A 15,997-nucleotide genomic window follows, 5' to 3' on the forward strand; every position below is an offset into this window, starting at 1 on the left:
CCTCACTGATGGACCCTCAGGCTACGTCGGCAGCTTCCCTTTCGGATTGCTCGCCCGACAGCATCCTCGACAGTCGGCTGCCGGCGTTTTCCTTCAGCCGCTGATATTGCCCGACTTCGACGATGCGACCGTTTTCCATCGCCACCACCCAGTCGGCGAAAGCGATCATCGACGGCCGGTGCGCAATGGTCAGGATCGTCATCGTCCCGCGCAATCCATCGATCGACCTGGCGATCAGCGACTGGTTCTGCCAGTCGAGCGCGCTGGTCGCCTCGTCCAGGATAAGCAGGGACGGCTTGCGCAGCAGCGCGCGAGCCAAGGCGATGCGCTGGCGTTCGCCGCCCGAGAGCCGCACGCCGCGGTCGCCGACCACCGTTTCGAGCCCGAGGTCGAGCCGTTCGACGAATTCGCCGGCGTGCGCCGAGCGCAGCGCGGTCCACAGATCCTCATCGCTGGCCTGCGGCGCCGCAAGGCGCAGGTTCGCCGCGATCGTGTCATGCAGCAGGAACACGTCCTGCGGCACATAAGCCACCTGGTCGCGCCAGCGGCGGCGGTTGGCGGCATCGATCTCGACGCCATCGACGAGCATCTTGCCGGCGGTCGGCTCGAGCAGGCCAAGCAGCATGTCGGCTATCGTGCTCTTGCCCGATCCGGAGGGACCGATCAGGGCGGTGACCTTGCCGGCCGGCAGGCCGAACGTGATGTCCCTGACCACCATCTTGGCAGGGTCGTCGCCATAGCCGAAGCAGACGCCCCTTACGTTCAGCCCGGTGGCCAGCGACAGCTTGCCGCCTTCGCCGGCTTCGGCACCGTCTGGCTCGCGTTCGGCGTCGAAACGCGCCTGCAGGCTGCGCATCGCGGCATAGGCGGGCAGGTTGATCAGCAGCTGCTGGGCCTGCGTCTGCATGTCCATGAAGCGCGGCGCGATGCGCATGAAAACCAGCAGCAGGACGACGATCTCGGCCAGTGACAGGTTGAAGCGGACCAGCGCCACATAGATGAACAGGCTCAGACCAACAACGCTCGCCACCTGGAACACCGCGGTGCCGATCGTGCTGTTGCGCACATAGTCGACGTTGTCGGCCTTCATCTTTTCGAGCGTCGCTTGCAGCTGCGCGAAATAGGTCGCCTCGACGTTCAGGCTCTTGGCCACCTTGATGCCGCCGAGGAATTCCGAAACCGTCCGGTACTGATCCTGCCGATTGGCCGTCAGAACCCGGCCAAAGGCCGTGGCCCGCGCCCGGAAGGGCCGCAGCGCCACGAACATCAGGACGCCGATGACGACGGCAAACAGCGTCATCACAGGCGAGATGAACACCGAAACCAGCAGATAGCCGGCCAGAAGCACGGCGATCTGCACCAGCATCAACAGCGAGAAGGCAGCGCCCTGGACACGGTCGATATCGCCGGTCAGGGCATGGTCGAGGTCGGAACTGCGCATGCGCGTGAAGACGCCCCACCGTGCCTTGCCGATGCTCTCGAACAGGTTCATGCGCACGCGGTTGATGAAATCGAACAGCAGTCTGGCCATGTAGACCGACTTGAAACGGTTGAACGCCGCCTGCACGGCAACAAGCCCGACCAGCACGCAAAGCACTGTCGTCAACTGCAACGTTCCGTCCGGCGCCAGCCAGCGTACGACTTCATTGTTGGGCAGCTTGACCGCAAAATCTTGATCGGCGCGTCCGACCAGATGCAGCAGCGGCACAAGCAGCAGGATGGAGATGCCTTCGGTCAGGCTGCCCAGGATCAGGAAGAGCAGCGCCGTCCAGGTTCGCCGCCCGCCGATCTGGGCAATGACAGCGCCGAATGCGGCAACGTCTCGAAACAGCGACAGGCGAAGGAGTGAGGACTTCGACATGATTGCTCTCACGCTTGCCGACGACCAGCCGCCAGATCCCCAGCCGCCAGATCCTTTGTGATCAGCTCCACGGCCTCGCCGATCCTGTCGAGGCCGGTCGGGACTTCGAGGCGGCGAACGCCGACATGGTCCGCGAGCCGCGCGCATTGCCGAAGATGCATCTCCGCAAAATCGTTGGGCAGGGCCGCGCGGCCGAACCGTGTCACATAGGAGAACTTGATGATGGCCGGCAGGGCCGCGATGCCTGGCAAGTGCGTGATGTCAGCTTTTTCACCGCGCTCCAGGATATAGATCCTGGTCGCGGGCACCCTGTTGCCGGAAAAGCCGCCATTCAGCCGATGCTGCATCTTGTCGATTGCCGGATGCACTTGCGGCCGCACCTCCGCTTCCCCTAGCGAAATCGCCGCCGCGGCGTCGGCCGCCAGCTTGATCTGCGGAAAACCCGGAACGATCATCGGCTCACGCGGATTGGCGAGGTCGAGGGCCACCACGTCATCGGTAAGCAGGTCATGTCCGGCCCGGATCATCGCGCTTGCCGTCGTCGACTTGCCGGCACCCTTGTCGCCCATGAAGATGGCGCTCGTGCCGGCGACCGCAATGGCGCTGGCGTGCAGGACGAGCAGACCGCGCCGGTGCAGCAGCAGCGCCATGACCGGGCCGAGCAGCGGAAACGCGATCAGCGCGTCGTCGACGCCGGGCGCCGGCTCGACGTCGATGCGGCAGCCATCGCTGATCAGGAACGCGCCGACGGCATGCCACGCCAGATATTGCCGGTCGGGTTCGAAGCGAAAATCGGTCGCGGCTTCAGAGGCGGGTTTCTGCAGGTCGATCGGACCGACGGCGATCACCACATCCGCCGCCCCCGGCGCTGCCGGCTCCAGTTCGGGCAACGTCACCTCGGACGCTATGGTTAGACCATAGGCCCGGTAGAAGCGGCGTTCTCTCACGGCCCGGCCATGCGGACGGGGATGATCACTGTATGCGGCGAGCGGCTCGTTTCGCGGCATCATGCGGCACTCCCGCTATGCTGGACCTGCCGCAGCCAGAGCGACAGCGACGCCGAGCGCCAGACATACTGGACATCCAGAGGCGCCGGCTGATCGGGTTGGCGCAGCAGCCGCGCATAGGCAGCACTCACCTGAGGCAGATTGACGTAGGGCGCGATACGGCTCGCATCCGAGATCAGCAGCTGTTCCAAGAGGTCACGATGGTTGCGCAGCATGCCGTTGACGAGATTGGCGGTAAAATCGATCTTGTCGCGTCGCCACTGAACCGCCGCCGGCAGGACGCCTTCCATGGCGCAGCGCAGCACATAGCGGCCAAAGCCGTGGCTCAGTTTCTCCTCGCCCGGCAGCGCCAGGCAGAACTCCACCAGCGGCTTGTCCCAGAACGGATAGCGCGGCTCGACGCCGAAATTGGCCGCGGCCTTGTCGAGCACCTCGAAAGCATGCGGGACATAGCCGTTCGACAGGATCCAGCGATGGCTCAAGGCGTCGCTGGCCTGGACGCCGGGCGGCATAGTGCCGGCCCGGTGAAATCGGTCGACAAGCTCGGTGCGCCTGGCCAGATCCGGATTGATCAGGTCGCGCCAGCTTCGGCCGCGCGGGGCCTGCGCCGGCTTGCGGATCCTGTTCAGGACGCGGTTCGCCATGTGTCTCAGCTTGGCGATGCGCCAAGCCGGGCCGTAGAGGGTCAGGAACTGGAAATACAGGCCCAGCGTGCTGTCGCCATAAGTGTCGGAGGCGCTGCGGATCTCACGCCACAAATCCATCCATCGGCCGGCATTGGCAAGTTCATGCAGATGGCCATGACCTTGTGATACGACCTCGTCGCCGCCATGGCCGTCCAGCAGCACCTTGATACCCTTGGCGCCCGCCGTCCGGTAGATGCCGCGGGTCAGCGTCAGGCCCGGCGCCAGGAACGTTCCTTCCTGTTCCTCCAGCACCCGTTCGAATTCGGCGAATGGCGCATAGTTGCCGACTGGGATCAGCGTTCCATCGACCTTCTGCTGGTCAAGCACGGCATCGATGAACGGCCGCTCGTCCATCGACGAACCCTTCTCGAAAATCAGCGAGAAGGTGGGCAGTCTCGGCTTGCGCTCGGCGGCATTCTGCAGGCCGGCGACACAGGCGATCGAGGAGGAATCGAGGCCGCCGCTCAGCATCGCGCCGACCGCCGAGGTTCCGCGCGTGCGGTTACGCACCGATTGCGAGAACAGATGGGCGAATTCCTCGGGCGCATCCGACCGCATCGGTCGTGGCGACGGCTCAATCTGCCAATAGCGGCGCAGCACCACCTGTTGGTCGGTGACGGTGAGGCTGTGGCGCGCTGGCAAGCTGAAGATATCGCTGTAGGCTGTGGACTGCGGATCGTCGGGAAGCCCGGCCAGAAACCCCGAGATCTGGTGCTCGGAGACACGTGTGCCGACCCCTTCCACGCCCAGGATTGGGCCGATCTCCGAGGCAAAGGCAAAACGCCGATCCGCCGCGTGGTAGTAGAACGGTTTGACCCCGAAATGGTCGCGCGCGCAAAATAGGAGCTGCCGCTCGGCATCCCAGATGGCAAAGGCGAAATCGCCTTGCAGATGCGTGGGACAGGCTTCGCCCCAGCGCAGATAGGCCCGCATCAGCAAGGTCGCATCGGCGACCGACTGATCCCTTATGCCCAGCCTGGCCAACAGTTCGTCGCGGTTGTCCAGCCGGCAATCGGCCGTGACGGCGAGCTTGCCGCCGGCCATCGTCAGCGGACCGGGACCGGCTTCATCGGTGGTGTTGAGCCAGGCATGGCCAAGCGCAATGCCGGGGTCCAGCCACCACGAACTTCCGTCGGGACCACGATGGCGCATGCGCGCCAGCATCTGCTGGATATCGGCCGCGGCAACCGCCGGTGCGTGTCCCCGGACCGCTGATGCGTGTCCCTGTCGCAGCAGGATCCCAGCGACGCCGCTCATCGGCTGCCGTGGTCGACCAGATGGGCGAAACCGTCGATCGATCCGCCAAGCACGATGTGATTGTCGCTGACCAGCCAGGCATGCGCCTTGAGTTGATCGCCAGTGCCGCGTTCGATGCCGATGCGGATCTTCGAGGCATTGCCCTGGCGGGCGAGGATGTACTGGCCCGAAAGCGCCTGGGTCAGGCACGTGGCGTAAGGGACGAAACGGGCCGCGGCGGCAACCCCCCACGCAACACGCCGCAGTTCGCCCATGCTGGCGCATTGACGCGCGTCGAGCCGAGTCACCAGGCTGCGAACACGGTTGTAGGACAGCAGCGTCAACCCCAGCCGAATCGCCGCGACCACCAGCAGGCAACGGCCGAGGAAGATCATTTCCGAGCTGCTCAGGGAGAGAATCCCAAAAACACTTCGCCGGCCCTGCCGGTGCTTCGCCTGCCTGGGGCTTCTTTCCGTCGCGGGTTCCTGCCGCAAAACCATGGCCCTTTGCGGAGCCTGCTTAGACAAGTTCCTCATGATGCAGCCTCGCAAGCCCGTTGTCGGCCAGGCCCTTCAGCAACGCGTCGATGTCGGCCTGACAGCGCGCCGGATCGACATTGTAGCGCCCAAGCACGGCGCCGCGGATGTCCACGATCGACCTGGGCTCCTGGATCAAATCCCAGATGAAGGCACCGACGCCATTCAGGCTGTAATAGATGTTGGATTTCAGATTGAGCAGCGCCAGGCCATCGCCGAACTCGCAAGCCACGGCATCCTTGGTCGCACTCACATGATCGTGGTCGGCCAAATCTAGGTCGGATAGCTCTCGGCTCATCCCAAAACCTCGCTTACACTACGCTTCGGCAGTTCCAGGCAATGAACGGGGAGTCGGAGGTTTTGGCCCCCGACTCTCTTATGTTTTTATGGATCCAGAGTCCCAACGTCGTCACTCTGGGAAAACTGCGATAGGCTTAGGAAAACGTCAGGTCGCCGATCGGCGTATGCGCGGGGAACGATGCGTCGATCGCCGTGCTGCCGCCGCCGCCCTGGGTGATGGTTTCGATCGAACCATGTACCGTCAGGCTTGGCGTTTCGTAGTCATGCTTTTCAACATTCTGTTCCATTTTACTCTCCAATAAGGACTGGAAACGGCCTGTCGAGTGCCGTCAGCACTTTCATGCTGCGGCGCAATAGCTGCATGGCAGCATTTATGAGTCAAGACTGATTTACCAAGTGTTAATCAATTACGGGTTGCGCGCGCGGCCTTAGCGGCCTTATGTGTAGGCCATGCCTAAACCTGACTTCTTTTGAGCTAGTTCCATGTGCATTGGGGCACTGTCAACGGCGATTCTTTAAGCATCTGATTTTGCTTGCATAAAACAATTGCCATGGCGCCTCTTTTTTAGGCATCGCTAATAGGCAAATTTCATTTGGCAAATTCACGATCAAGAGTGGCTGAAAAGCCTTGGCAAAGGCGGCATTTCAGCTGCGGTTTTCGTCGCACTCGAGATGGTGTCGATAAACGCTCCGGTTGCAAAATTCCGCACTGCAAAAGGAAAGGCTTTACGGCATCGCGGTTTTTGGTGATGCTTGCTTCGCAGTTGCAGCATACGCGTTGCGCAAATCGCTTTTTTTGGAGACTGTGCGCTAAATGGCCTTGCCGGATAGTTCCTATGAACGATTGCGCGCCGCCGATTGTGCCGACGAGGTTGCCTATGTGCGGGCCTGCCTGCGGTTGTACTTCGCGGGGGCGGGAGCCACCGCGGGCGACGTGTCGATGCCTGGCCCTGGCGGTGTCCATGTCGCCGACATCGCCAGGCTGAACAAGGTCGCGACCTTTGTCCTCAAGGCCCTGTCGCGCGCGCCTGCGAACGAGAGGCCGCCGGAGCTTTTCCACTGGCTGGACACCTACCGCAGGAAGACGGTTTCGATGAACGCGTCCTGCATCATGGATTCGATGGCGATCCATGATGCGCTGCGCGAAAGCCGGATCGATTTCGTCTTTCTGAAGGGCCCGTTCCAGCAGCGTCTTCTCTACGGCGATCACTTCATGAAGCCTTCGGGCGATGTTGACATCCTGGTTTCTCCGGCCGGTTTTGTCAGGGCGCGTGATGCGCTTCGCGCGATCGGCTACGAGGTCGCCGGCAAGTCGCGCTCCGTCTGGTGGGTTCGCTTCCTCGGCGAACAGCATATGACGCGCGGCGACGGACCGAGGCCGTCCACGGTCGATCTCCACTACAGACTCCAGCAGCCCGGCTCGCCGAGCCCGCGTGATGCGGATGGGTTTCTGCGGCGCAAACGACAGGTCGAAATCGCCGGTGCGACGGTGCCGTTCACCTCGGTTGCCGATACACTGCTTCTGTCCTGCATCAGCGTCGCCAAGGCGCTGTTCAACAGGGAACCCTGCGCGGGCTATGTCTGCGACGTGCGCGCCAGCGCCAGCCGCCTCGACGAGGCGGACCAGCAGCTTGTGCTCGATGCCGCGACTGCGCAGGGACTGGATGACACGCTGCTGCTTGGCCTGCGCGCCGCCGATGTGCTGCTTGGCGGTGCTGGCACCCTGCTGTCGGAGCGGGCGACACGGATCCTGTCGCGCATCGGCAACGAGGACCTGCTCAACATGGTCATCGCGCCGTGGCTGTCGTCGCTTAGGTGGCCGCAGCGGCGAACGGTGCTATGGGAGTTGTGCGGCCGTGCGCCGGTCCGCTATCTGGCCGAGGCCAGCTGGGCAGCGTCGGCCGACATCAGCAGGCGTATCTTTGAACGGCCGGTCTGATGGAAATAGATCGGGCGCTGATGGAAAACAGATCGGGCATCGAACGAGTACGGGGCGAGGGCAAATCGATATCACCTGTACGAGAGGCAAATCCATGTCGATGACGAAATCCCAGGTCTGCGTGATCATCGCGGCCCGAAACGCGGCGCCGACGATCGCTGTCGCCATCGCGTCCGCGTTGCGCGAACCGGAAGTGGCGGAAGTCGTCGTCGTCGACGACGCCTCCACCGACGACACCGCGACAGTCGCGCGATCCGCCGACGACGGCAGCGGCCGGCTTGTGGTAATGCGCCTCGACGTCAATCGCGGCCCCTCCTTCGCCCGCAACGCCGCGATCGCCAGCTCGAGATCGCCGTTCATCAGCATTCTCGATGCCGACGACTTTTTTCTCGAGGGCCGGTTTCGCAATCTGTTTGCCGGCGCCGATTGGGATTTCGCGGCTGATAACATCATGCTGATCAGGGATGATGCGACGGGCGACGCGACGAAAATTGTCGCCCCGCAATTTGACGCGGATCCGGAATTCCTCGATTTCGAGCGCTTCGTCGAAGGCAATATATCGAGGCGCCGGGTGCAAAGGGGCGAACTGGGCTTCCTCAAGCCGGTGATCAGCCGTGCCTTCCTCGACCGCCATGGGTTGCGTTACGACGAGAGCTTGCGGCTGGGCGAGGACTATGAGCTCTACGCCCGCGCGGTCGCCTGCGGGGCGCGGTTCAAGGTCATCCGCTCATGCGGCTACGGCGCCATCGTCCGTGCTGATTCGCTCAGCGGCCGCCACAAGACGCAGGACCTGAAGCGTCTGGCCGATGCGGATCTGGCGCTGCTGGCGATCGACAGCCTGCCGGAAGGCTCGAAAGCGGTGCTGCGGCGGCACGAGCGGCACGTGCGCGACAAATACCGGCTGCGCAATTTCCTCGACGTCAAGGAAGAGCGGGGGCTGGCATCGGCCGCGGCCTACGCCTTCGCCAGCCAATCCAACCTCGTCCCCATCGTCCAGGGCGTGGCTTCCGACAAGCTTGAGGCGCTGTTTCGCCGCGTCGGCCTTGTGTCCAGGCACAAGCATGTGCCGCCGTTGCGGTTTCTGATGGCCGGCACTAGCACAGGCAAGGCGCGGTGAAACTGGTCTGCGTCGTCCGGTTTGCCCGCCGATGACAAGCTCATCGCGCAAACCATTTCGGTCCGATTTATGAGTTTACGAACTGGGAGGTTGCCTCGCGGCTCCGGGGATGGCAGTCTATGTTGCGGTGCAGCAAATTCAACGACCAGCCGAACTGGCCCCCGATCGGATTGGTCCGATGTCTCTCCCTCAGAGGAGCAGGACAATGCAACGTGAGTTTTTGAGCCCCGGCTGCGGGGATCGGCCAGAAGCCCGGCCCACAGGCCGGCGATGACAGGGATCTAAGTTCATGGCCTCGATATTCGGTTTCAGATCAAGGGATCCGGCCCGCGACCGGCAGACCGATGGTTCACGCCTCGATCGTCTGGCAAAGCTGTTTGAGCAGATCGCGGTCGAGATCGAGGCCGAAAGGGCTGGTTTGGAGAATCGCTATCGGACGAAAGCGACCAACGCCGCTTTCCTGGTCGAAGCGATGGAGAACGGCTCCACCTCCGACCGTCGGTCGTCCGAGGTCAGCGAACTGACGAAGTCGATCCTGAACTGCGAACGCCGCATTGCGGAGTTGTCGCGCCAGAACGGCATGATGAAAGAGCTTCGTCATTCGCTGGACATGGTCTTCGACGAGAAAGCGCCGTCCGATTCGGCCACCACCACGGAATTCGCCAGACCGGCGGGCGCTGGCAGAGGTTGAACGTGAAGGTTCGGAATTGTTGCAACAGGCTTGATGCGAGGCAGGACAAGGATACGGGAGGGGTCAAACAGGAGGTCAAGGTTGGCCCGTTCAGGAGCGGTTCGAAAGTCGACTTTGGGTTGGGGATGCACAGCACAAAGGTGAGTTTGGTATGAATTCGAATCCGAAAACTATGTCCACCATCGCAACCGGCGCAACGCCGTTCACGCGCCGCGCCGGGCAAGCCAGCCTCAGGCGGTTGAGTGCGATCGGCGCGTTGCTACTGGCCGCTGTTGGCAGCCTGTTGACGGCCCCTTCCCATGCCCAGGACATTGCGACGTCGCCATCATTCGTCGATGATTTTACCAGCTTCGATCGTGCACGCTGGTATGTTTCCGACGGCTGGACGAACGGCAGTCATCAAAATTGCACCTGGTCGAAAGGCCTGGTCGAGCTTTCCGACGGCGTGCTGTCGCTCGGCTTCGAAAAGCAGAAGCTGAAGGATCGCGACTACGCCTGCGGTGAGGTCCAGACCAAGCAACGCTTCGGCTACGGCACCTATGAGGCGCGGATGAAGACCGACACCGGCTCCGGCCTCAATGCGGCTTTCTTCTCCTATATCGGTCCCACCGACAAGCAGCCCTGGGACGAGATCGACTTCGAAATCCTGACCAAGGACACCTCCAAGGTGCAGGTCAACGCCTATATCGCCGGCAAGGGCAAGAATGAGAAGCTGGTCGACGTGGCCGGCGGCACCGAAAACGCCTTCAACGACTACGCCTTCGTCTGGGAGAAGGACAGCTTGCGCTGGTACGTCAACGGCAAGTTGGTGAACACCATCACCGATCCGGCGAAATTGCCAACCCATGCCCAGAAGATATTCTTCAGCCTTTGGGGAAGCGATACGATGACCGGCTGGATGGGAGCGTTCGCGGATCCAGGCCGCAAGCTCACGCTGCTGATCGATCGCGTCGCGTTCACGGCCTTGGGCGAGCCCTGCCAGTTTCCGGAATCGCTGGCATGCAGCATAAAGTAGTTGGGAAAGTCGACTTGAACTGGCCGGGCCGAAAGCGGTCCGCTGCCTCGCATGGGAATGAAACCGAATGAATTTGACGGTCTTTGGAATTGGTTATGTCGGTCTCGTGCAGGCGGCGGTGCTTGCCGAAGTCGGGCACCAGGTGGTGTGCGTCGACATCGACGCCAACAGGGTCGAGCGGCTCAACCAGGGCTTCGTGCCGATCTTCGAGCCTGGACTGGAAAGCCTCGTCAAGGAGAACCACGCCGCTGGCCGCATCAAGTTCACCACCGATGCCGCGGCCGCGGTCAGGCATGGCGAAATCCAGATGATCGCAGTCGGCACGCCGCCTGGTGAGGATGGTTCGGCCGATCTCAAATATGTGCTGGCCGTCGCCGAGACCATCGGCCGCGAGATGGACTCCCCCAAGATCATCGTCGGCAAATCGACCGTGCCGGTCGGCACCTGCGAGAAGGTGAAGGCCAGGATCGCCGAAACACTGAAGAAAAGAGGCCGCGAGGACCTGGCCTTCGACGTCGCTTCGAATCCGGAATTCCTCAAGGAGGGTTCCGCAGTTGCCGATTGCATGAAGCCCGACCGCATCATCGTCGGCACCGACAGCGAGGGCACCGAAGCGGTGATGCGCGAGCTCTACGCTCCCTTCAACCGCAACCACGAGAAGATGATCGTGATGGACGTGCGCAGCGCCGAGTTCACCAAATACGCTGCCAATTGCATGCTGGCGACCAAGATCAGCTTCATGAACGAGATGGCCAACCTGGCCGAGCAGCTCGGCGCCGACATCGAAGAGGTCCGCAAGGGCATCGGCAGCGATCCGCGCATCGGCTACCACTTCATCTATCCGGGTCTTGGTTATGGCGGCTCGTGCTTTCCCAAGGATGTGCGCGCCCTGATCAAGACCGCCGAAGGCGTCAAGTTCGACGCCAAGCTGCTGCGCGCCGTCGAGGAGCGCAACAACGAGCAGAAATCGGTGCTGTTCGACAAGGTGAACCGCTATTTCAAGGGCAACCTCAAGGGCAAGACCTTTGCGCTGTGGGGGCTGGCCTTCAAGCCCAACACCGACGACATGCGCGAGGCGCCGGCACGCACGCTGATGGAGGCGCTGTGGAACGCCGGCGCCAATGTGCAGGCCTATGACCCCGAAGCGATGCAGGAATGCCAGGCCATCTACGGGCTGCGCGACGACCTGCTGCTGTGCGGCACCAAGGAAGCAGCCCTGCGTGGCGCCGATGCGCTGCTGATCGCCACCGAATGGAAGAGTTTCCGGGCGCCGTCCTTCGACGCGATGAAAGATGCGCTGACCACGCCGATCATCTTCGATGGCCGCAACCTGTATGACCCCAAGGTCATTGCCCGCCACGGCATCGAATATCACTCGATCGGCAGAATGGCGGCGTGAGACTGCGAGCGAAGAGCCGGAAGCAAAATCCGGCGGGCGCGCCCGGCGCGGAAAGGAGTTGTGGCTGATGGTGCTGGACGTAAAGCCCGAGCAAATCACCAGGGATCATTTCGATCTCATCGCGATCGGTTCCGGCTTCGGTTCGGCCTTCTTCCTGCATGAGTTCGCCAGGCGGCGAAAGGCACGCGTGCTGGTGCTCGAATGGGGCCGGCACAACACCCATGAATGGCAGCTCGCGCAGAACGCCAACACCGATATCGAGGACGAGACGACCTACAAGACCAATTCCGACAAGCCGTGGAATTACACCATCGGACTGGGTGGCGGCACCAATTGCTGGTTCGCGCAGACGCCAAGGTTCCATCCGAATGACTTCAGGTTGAAAAGCACCTACGGCATCGGCAACGACTGGCCGATCAGCTATGACGACGTCGAGCCGTTCTACTGCGACGCTGAAGACATCATGTCGATCTCGGGCGATCCCGATATGGCGGCGATGCTGCCACGCTCGAAGCCGTTTCCGCAACCGCCGCATCGTATGTCGACGCCGGACCGGATGATGAAGGCGGCGCAGCCCGGCCAGCATTTCGTCATGCCGACGGCACGGGCGCGAGTGCCGACCGCGCAGCGCACCTCCTGCTGTGCCAATCTGCGCTGCTGGCTGTGTCCGGTCGACGCCAAATTCACCGTCAACAACGGGTTGATGCATGTCTTCGAGCATCCCGACATTTCGGTCTGCCTCGGTGCGGAGGTGCGGCGGCTCGATCACGTCGGCGGCACGGTCCGCTCGGTCACGTTCACGCATGACGGCAAGGAATACCAGGTCAGCGGCGACCTTTTCCTTCTTGGCGCCAATGCCATCCAGAGCGCGGCGATCATGCTGAGATCCGGGCTTGGCGGCGAATTCGTCGGCCGCGGCCTGCACGAATCCTACGGTTGGAACTTCGAGGTCTATCTCGACGGCGTCGACAATTTCGACGGCAGCACCATCACGACCGGCCTGAACTTCGGCCTCTATGACGGTCCGCACCGATCGGAGCATGCGGCGGCACTGGTCTATTTCGAAAACCGCTGGCAGCACGGAATGCGTGCGGAAAAGGGACGGCTGCGCCAGGCGCTGCCGCTCGTCGTGGTCACCGAAAACCTGCTCGACCACGAAAATTTCGTCACCCTCGACGAGGACGAGAACGCCTTCGTCAGCTTCAAGGCGCCGTCGGACTATGCGGTGAAGGGCATGGCTCGCGCGCTGGAGAAATTGCCTGACCTTTTGGCCCCGCTGCCGGTCGAAAAACTCTTCGATCGTGGCATCCGGCCAACCGAATCGCACGTCCAGGGCACGCTGAGGATGGGCTCCGGCCCGGCCGATTCGGTGATCGACAGCGACATGATCCATCACCAGCTGAGAAACCTGGTTGTCGTCGGCACCAGCACCTATCCGAGCTGCTCCTGCGCCAACCCGAGCCTGACCGCCGCGGCCCTCTCCCTGAGGGCAGCGGGCCGCATAGCCTAGGAGGAGGGCATCGGATGATCGAAATTTCCAGACGCTCGGCCTTGGCGATCGTGGCCGGTGGGGTGGTGTCGACCGGTGTCGCCTTTGCCGCCGTCAGTTCGTTTTCGGATGAGGACCTGGTGCGCGTCACACTCGAAAAATACCTCGGCAGGCTGAACATCCGCATCGAGCATCTGCAGCAGTTCGTGCGGGAATTCCGCAACCGGAACCCGTGGATATTTCCCAGCGAGAAGTTTAGCGACGCCGTCACTTTGGTCGAGGAGCTCAAATTGGGCGCCGTCCGCCGCCTGCTGCCCCAGGAGAAGCGGGAAGATCTGGTGCATTTCGACCGCTGGGTCATCGCCGAATTCCATATGCTGACCGACTATGCCTGGCGCAGTTCACCAAGTGATCCGATCCGCTTCACCGGCTGGCAATCCTGCACCAATCCGTTCGCGAATCTGGAGCCGCCGAAGCTTGCCTGACGTCGAAAGCGAGGCGCCGCCGGTTGCCTCGGAACCGAATACGAGATGCGACAAGGAGCCCGATCCCATGAAAGTCCTTTTTGCAGGTGGCAGCGGCTACCCACCCGAGTTCAGCGGCGGTGTTCAGTCGAGCACGCACCATCTGGCCGAACAGCTGATCGAACATGGGCACGAAGCCGCGGTGCTCGCCGCTCTGTTCGGCGATGGTGTCTTCGGCTTGAAGGCGCGCGCCAAGATGAAGCTGCTGCGGCAGCCGGCGGGCATCGACTGCTATCCCGGCTATCCTGTGGTGCGGGCCTGGTTTCCCTGGGAAGCGGCGACCTTTGCCGTCGACAAGCTGAAGCCGGATGTGGCCGTGGTCCAGTGCCACAACTCGGTTCCGCTCGGCAAGGCGCTGCAGGCGGAGGGCGTGCCTTTGGTCGTCTATCTCCGCAATGTCGAATTCCATGAACTGGGCGGCGACCTGCGCGAGCTCCATTCAGCGCTGTACATCGCCAATTCGGAGTTCACCGCGCGCACCTACAAACGGGAATTCGGCATCGAGGCGACGGTGATCCCGCCGACCATCAATCCGGCGCACTACAGCACACCGACGACGGGCCAGTTTGTCACACTGATCAATCCCTATGAGGAAAAGGGTTTTGAACTCGCGGTGCTCATTGCCGGTGCGTGCCGCGAAATCCCGTTCCTGTTCGTCGAAAGCTGGAAGCTGGAGGACGATCATCGGGCGCGGATCGAACAGACGATCGCACCTTTGGGCAATGTCGTGTTGGAAAGCCGCACCAGCGACATGAAGACGGTCTATGGCCGCACCAAGGTCCTGCTTGCTCCCAGCAAGTGGGAAGAGGCCTGGGGCCGCGTCGCGTCGGAGGCCCATTGCAGCGGAATCCCGGTCGTCGGCTCGCGGCGTGGTGGGCTGCCCGAGGCGATCGGTTCAGGTGGCGTGGTGCTCGATTACGATGCTCCGCTCGCCGACTGGGTCGCGGCCGTCAGGCGGCTGTGGAACGACAACCAGGAATACGACCGGCTCTCGGGCCTCGCGCGCGGCTTCGCCGGGCGCCCGGAACTCGATCCCGATCGCCAGTTCATCACCTTCTTCTCGATTTTGGACAGGGCGGTGCAGCAGCGCGCGCGCCAAGCCGCGTAGCCCGGCTCGCGGGCAAAGCCGCGTAGCCCAAGCTCGCGGCGCCAGCCGTGTAGCCTGCGGATCAGGCCAGGCGCTTCACCCGGCTTTTCAGCGTCTCGTAGCCGCGGGCGCCGAGCAGGGCGCGGGCAAGGGTCTTGGCGGCCTTGCGGCCCTCTTGCGAGTTGATCTGCCGCAGCCTCGCCGGCAGGTTGCGGGCTGCCTGGCCAAGTGCGGGCAGCGACAGCGCGTCGGGAAAGCTGACCATATGCGTTTCGACGCACAGCACCGGCTTGCCCGACAGTTCGGTGATCCTCAGCGCCTGCGGGTGCTCGCTCTCGATGAACAGGATGGCATCGGATTTGCGATAGAAGTCGGCCTTGAAACTGCCATGCGCGCCAAGCCGCTGCCGTTCCGCCTTGCTCGGCAGATCGAGCATGACCAGATGGTCGTATTTGATCCCGTTCTTGTCGAGCCACGCCTCGGTCAACGCGCGGTATTTCTCCAGCCGGCTGGTGACCAGCCAGCCGATCTTGTGGGTAGGGGCATAGAGAGGCCGCGCTTCGCTGAGGAACTTTTCGTAAGCCGGACCGTCGTCGTTTTCGGCTTCGGTCGGATCGAGGCACAGCACGCCGTCAATGTCGACGCAGCATTGCGCCAGGAATTTGTGATGCATGAAGTTCCACTGGAACATGCGCGGATGCGGCACGACCTCGAACACCACATCGGTCTCCTGATGCCGAGGCTCCAGACCGAACACGGCGGCAAAGGTGAAGTCTCCTTCGATTCCGGCAGCCTGTATACGGGCGCGCGCGTCACGCATCGCGTTGCCGCCGGCGACGCTGTCGTCGATCACCAGCACCTTGCGCATCTCGGAGACCTTGCGGTCGAGTGCCGCCCGGCGCTTGGTGATACCGGAAGTGTAGATCCGCCCAGCCAGAAAGCTGTCCAGATCGGTCATCGGGATGTTCGCCGAAAGGCTCACCAGCGTCGCCGCCAGGATGCCGCTTCTCGGAACGCCAACGACGAGGTCGATGTCGCGCGGCAGCCGGTGCAGGCCCCTGACGATGGTGTCGTTCATGTCGGAAATCGATCGGTAGTGCATGGGTTCAG

15 protein-coding genes are annotated in these 15,997 nt (G+C 62.6%); 8 read left to right on the plus strand and 7 right to left on the minus strand.

The window, feature by feature from the left end; all coding sequences use genetic code 11:
* Nucleotides 1-16: 16 nt before the first annotated feature.
* The 6 genes from ACFSOZ_RS21920 to ACFSOZ_RS21945 all read right to left on the minus strand — a co-directional run bounded on the left by ACFSOZ_RS21920 (nt 17) and on the right by ACFSOZ_RS21945 (nt 5,913).
* Nucleotides 17-1,861 carry an ABC transporter ATP-binding protein gene (locus ACFSOZ_RS21920; protein WP_379101431.1) on the minus strand — a complete coding sequence of 615 codons (1,845 nt, stop codon included), beginning with the start codon at nt 1,859-1,861 and terminating at the stop codon, nt 17-19.
* 8 nt (nt 1,862-1,869) lie between these two features.
* A complete protein-coding gene (locus ACFSOZ_RS21925) occupies nt 1,870-2,871 on the minus strand; it encodes a serine kinase (RefSeq protein ID WP_379101433.1) in 1,002 nt (333 codons plus the stop codon).
* Nucleotides 2,868-4,811: a lasso peptide isopeptide bond-forming cyclase gene (locus ACFSOZ_RS21930; protein ID WP_379101434.1), complete on the minus strand. Its 1,944-nt coding sequence runs from the start codon at nt 4,809-4,811 to the stop codon at nt 2,868-2,870. The genes ACFSOZ_RS21925 and ACFSOZ_RS21930 overlap by 4 nt, the downstream gene beginning before the upstream one ends.
* Nucleotides 4,808-5,185: a lasso peptide biosynthesis B2 protein gene (locus ACFSOZ_RS21935; RefSeq protein WP_379101435.1), complete on the minus strand. Its 378-nt coding sequence runs from the start codon at nt 5,183-5,185 to the stop codon at nt 4,808-4,810. The genes ACFSOZ_RS21930 and ACFSOZ_RS21935 overlap by 4 nt, the downstream gene beginning before the upstream one ends.
* A gap of 124 nt (nt 5,186-5,309) precedes the next feature.
* A complete protein-coding gene (locus ACFSOZ_RS21940) occupies nt 5,310-5,624 on the minus strand; it encodes a PqqD family protein (protein WP_379101436.1) in 315 nt (104 codons plus the stop codon).
* A gap of 136 nt (nt 5,625-5,760) precedes the next feature.
* Complete coding sequence (locus ACFSOZ_RS21945) at nt 5,761-5,913, minus strand: lasso peptide (RefSeq protein WP_379101437.1); 153 nt, start codon at nt 5,911-5,913, stop codon at nt 5,761-5,763.
* Between the two features lie 527 nt (nt 5,914-6,440).
* Here ACFSOZ_RS21945 and ACFSOZ_RS21950 point away from each other — a divergent pair.
* The 8 genes from ACFSOZ_RS21950 (at nt 6,441) to ACFSOZ_RS21985 (ending at nt 14,908) form a co-directional block, all read left to right on the plus strand.
* Nucleotides 6,441-7,565, plus strand: coding sequence for a nucleotidyltransferase family protein (locus ACFSOZ_RS21950; RefSeq protein ID WP_379101438.1), 1,125 nt, complete (start codon nt 6,441-6,443; stop codon nt 7,563-7,565).
* 94 nt (nt 7,566-7,659) lie between these two features.
* Entirely contained in the window at nt 7,660-8,682 is a 1,023-nt protein-coding gene (locus ACFSOZ_RS21955; protein ID WP_379101440.1) for a glycosyltransferase family 2 protein, read from the plus strand.
* A gap of 289 nt (nt 8,683-8,971) precedes the next feature.
* On the plus strand, nt 8,972-9,373 hold the full coding sequence (locus ACFSOZ_RS21960; RefSeq protein WP_379101442.1) for a hypothetical protein: 402 nt from the start codon (nt 8,972-8,974) through the stop codon (nt 9,371-9,373).
* Between the two features lie 151 nt (nt 9,374-9,524).
* Nucleotides 9,525-10,388, plus strand: a complete 864-nt coding sequence (exoK, locus tag ACFSOZ_RS21965) for an endo-1,3-1,4-beta-glycanase ExoK (RefSeq protein ID WP_379101443.1) — start codon at nt 9,525-9,527, stop codon at nt 10,386-10,388.
* A 67-nt stretch (nt 10,389-10,455) separates the two neighbouring features.
* On the plus strand, nt 10,456-11,787 hold the full coding sequence (locus tag ACFSOZ_RS21970; protein ID WP_379101445.1) for a UDP-glucose dehydrogenase family protein: 1,332 nt from the start codon (nt 10,456-10,458) through the stop codon (nt 11,785-11,787).
* A gap of 67 nt (nt 11,788-11,854) precedes the next feature.
* Nucleotides 11,855-13,297 carry a GMC oxidoreductase gene (locus ACFSOZ_RS21975; protein ID WP_379101447.1) on the plus strand — a complete coding sequence of 481 codons (1,443 nt, stop codon included), beginning with the start codon at nt 11,855-11,857 and terminating at the stop codon, nt 13,295-13,297.
* 14 nt (nt 13,298-13,311) lie between these two features.
* A complete protein-coding gene (locus ACFSOZ_RS21980) occupies nt 13,312-13,761 on the plus strand; it encodes a hypothetical protein (RefSeq protein WP_379101449.1) in 450 nt (149 codons plus the stop codon).
* A gap of 67 nt (nt 13,762-13,828) precedes the next feature.
* Nucleotides 13,829-14,908, plus strand: coding sequence for a glycosyltransferase (locus ACFSOZ_RS21985; RefSeq protein WP_379101451.1), 1,080 nt, complete (start codon nt 13,829-13,831; stop codon nt 14,906-14,908).
* Nucleotides 14,909-14,969: 61 nt separating this feature from the next.
* Here ACFSOZ_RS21985 and ACFSOZ_RS21990 read toward each other — a convergent pair whose 3' ends face one another.
* Nucleotides 14,970-15,989, minus strand: coding sequence for a phosphoribosyltransferase (locus tag ACFSOZ_RS21990; RefSeq protein WP_379101453.1), 1,020 nt, complete (start codon nt 15,987-15,989; stop codon nt 14,970-14,972).
* Nucleotides 15,990-15,997: the final 8 nt, after the last annotated feature.

The sequence above is a fragment of the Mesorhizobium newzealandense genome (assembly GCF_042682145.1).
Taxonomy (GTDB): domain Bacteria; phylum Pseudomonadota; class Alphaproteobacteria; order Rhizobiales; family Rhizobiaceae; genus Mesorhizobium; species Mesorhizobium newzealandense.

Bases quoted from the DNA above. Each gene is read 5' to 3' on its own strand.
- ACFSOZ_RS21930 (WP_379101434.1), bottom strand. From the start codon at position 4,811: ATGAGCGGCGTCGCTGGGATCCTGCTGCGACAGGGACACGCATCAGCG.
- ACFSOZ_RS21955 (WP_379101440.1), top strand. From the start codon at position 7,660: ATGTCGATGACGAAATCCCAGGTCTGCGTGATCATCGCGGCCCGAAAC.
- ACFSOZ_RS21960 (WP_379101442.1), top strand. From the start codon at position 8,972: ATGGCCTCGATATTCGGTTTCAGATCAAGGGATCCGGCCCGCGACCGG.
- ACFSOZ_RS21980 (WP_379101449.1), top strand. From the start codon at position 13,312: ATGATCGAAATTTCCAGACGCTCGGCCTTGGCGATCGTGGCCGGTGGG.
- ACFSOZ_RS21920 (WP_379101431.1), bottom strand. From the start codon at position 1,861: ATGTCGAAGTCCTCACTCCTTCGCCTGTCGCTGTTTCGAGACGTTGCC.
- ACFSOZ_RS21950 (WP_379101438.1), top strand. From the start codon at position 6,441: ATGGCCTTGCCGGATAGTTCCTATGAACGATTGCGCGCCGCCGATTGT.
- ACFSOZ_RS21970 (WP_379101445.1), top strand. From the start codon at position 10,456: ATGAATTTGACGGTCTTTGGAATTGGTTATGTCGGTCTCGTGCAGGCG.
- ACFSOZ_RS21925 (WP_379101433.1), bottom strand. From the start codon at position 2,871: ATGATGCCGCGAAACGAGCCGCTCGCCGCATACAGTGATCATCCCCGT.
- ACFSOZ_RS21975 (WP_379101447.1), top strand. From the start codon at position 11,855: ATGGTGCTGGACGTAAAGCCCGAGCAAATCACCAGGGATCATTTCGAT.
- ACFSOZ_RS21940 (WP_379101436.1), bottom strand. From the start codon at position 5,624: ATGAGCCGAGAGCTATCCGACCTAGATTTGGCCGACCACGATCATGTG.
- ACFSOZ_RS21990 (WP_379101453.1), bottom strand. From the start codon at position 15,989: ATGCACTACCGATCGATTTCCGACATGAACGACACCATCGTCAGGGGC.
- ACFSOZ_RS21945 (WP_379101437.1), bottom strand. From the start codon at position 5,913: ATGGAACAGAATGTTGAAAAGCATGACTACGAAACGCCAAGCCTGACG.
- exoK (WP_379101443.1), top strand. From the start codon at position 9,525: ATGAATTCGAATCCGAAAACTATGTCCACCATCGCAACCGGCGCAACG.
- ACFSOZ_RS21985 (WP_379101451.1), top strand. From the start codon at position 13,829: ATGAAAGTCCTTTTTGCAGGTGGCAGCGGCTACCCACCCGAGTTCAGC.
- ACFSOZ_RS21935 (WP_379101435.1), bottom strand. From the start codon at position 5,185: ATGATCTTCCTCGGCCGTTGCCTGCTGGTGGTCGCGGCGATTCGGCTG.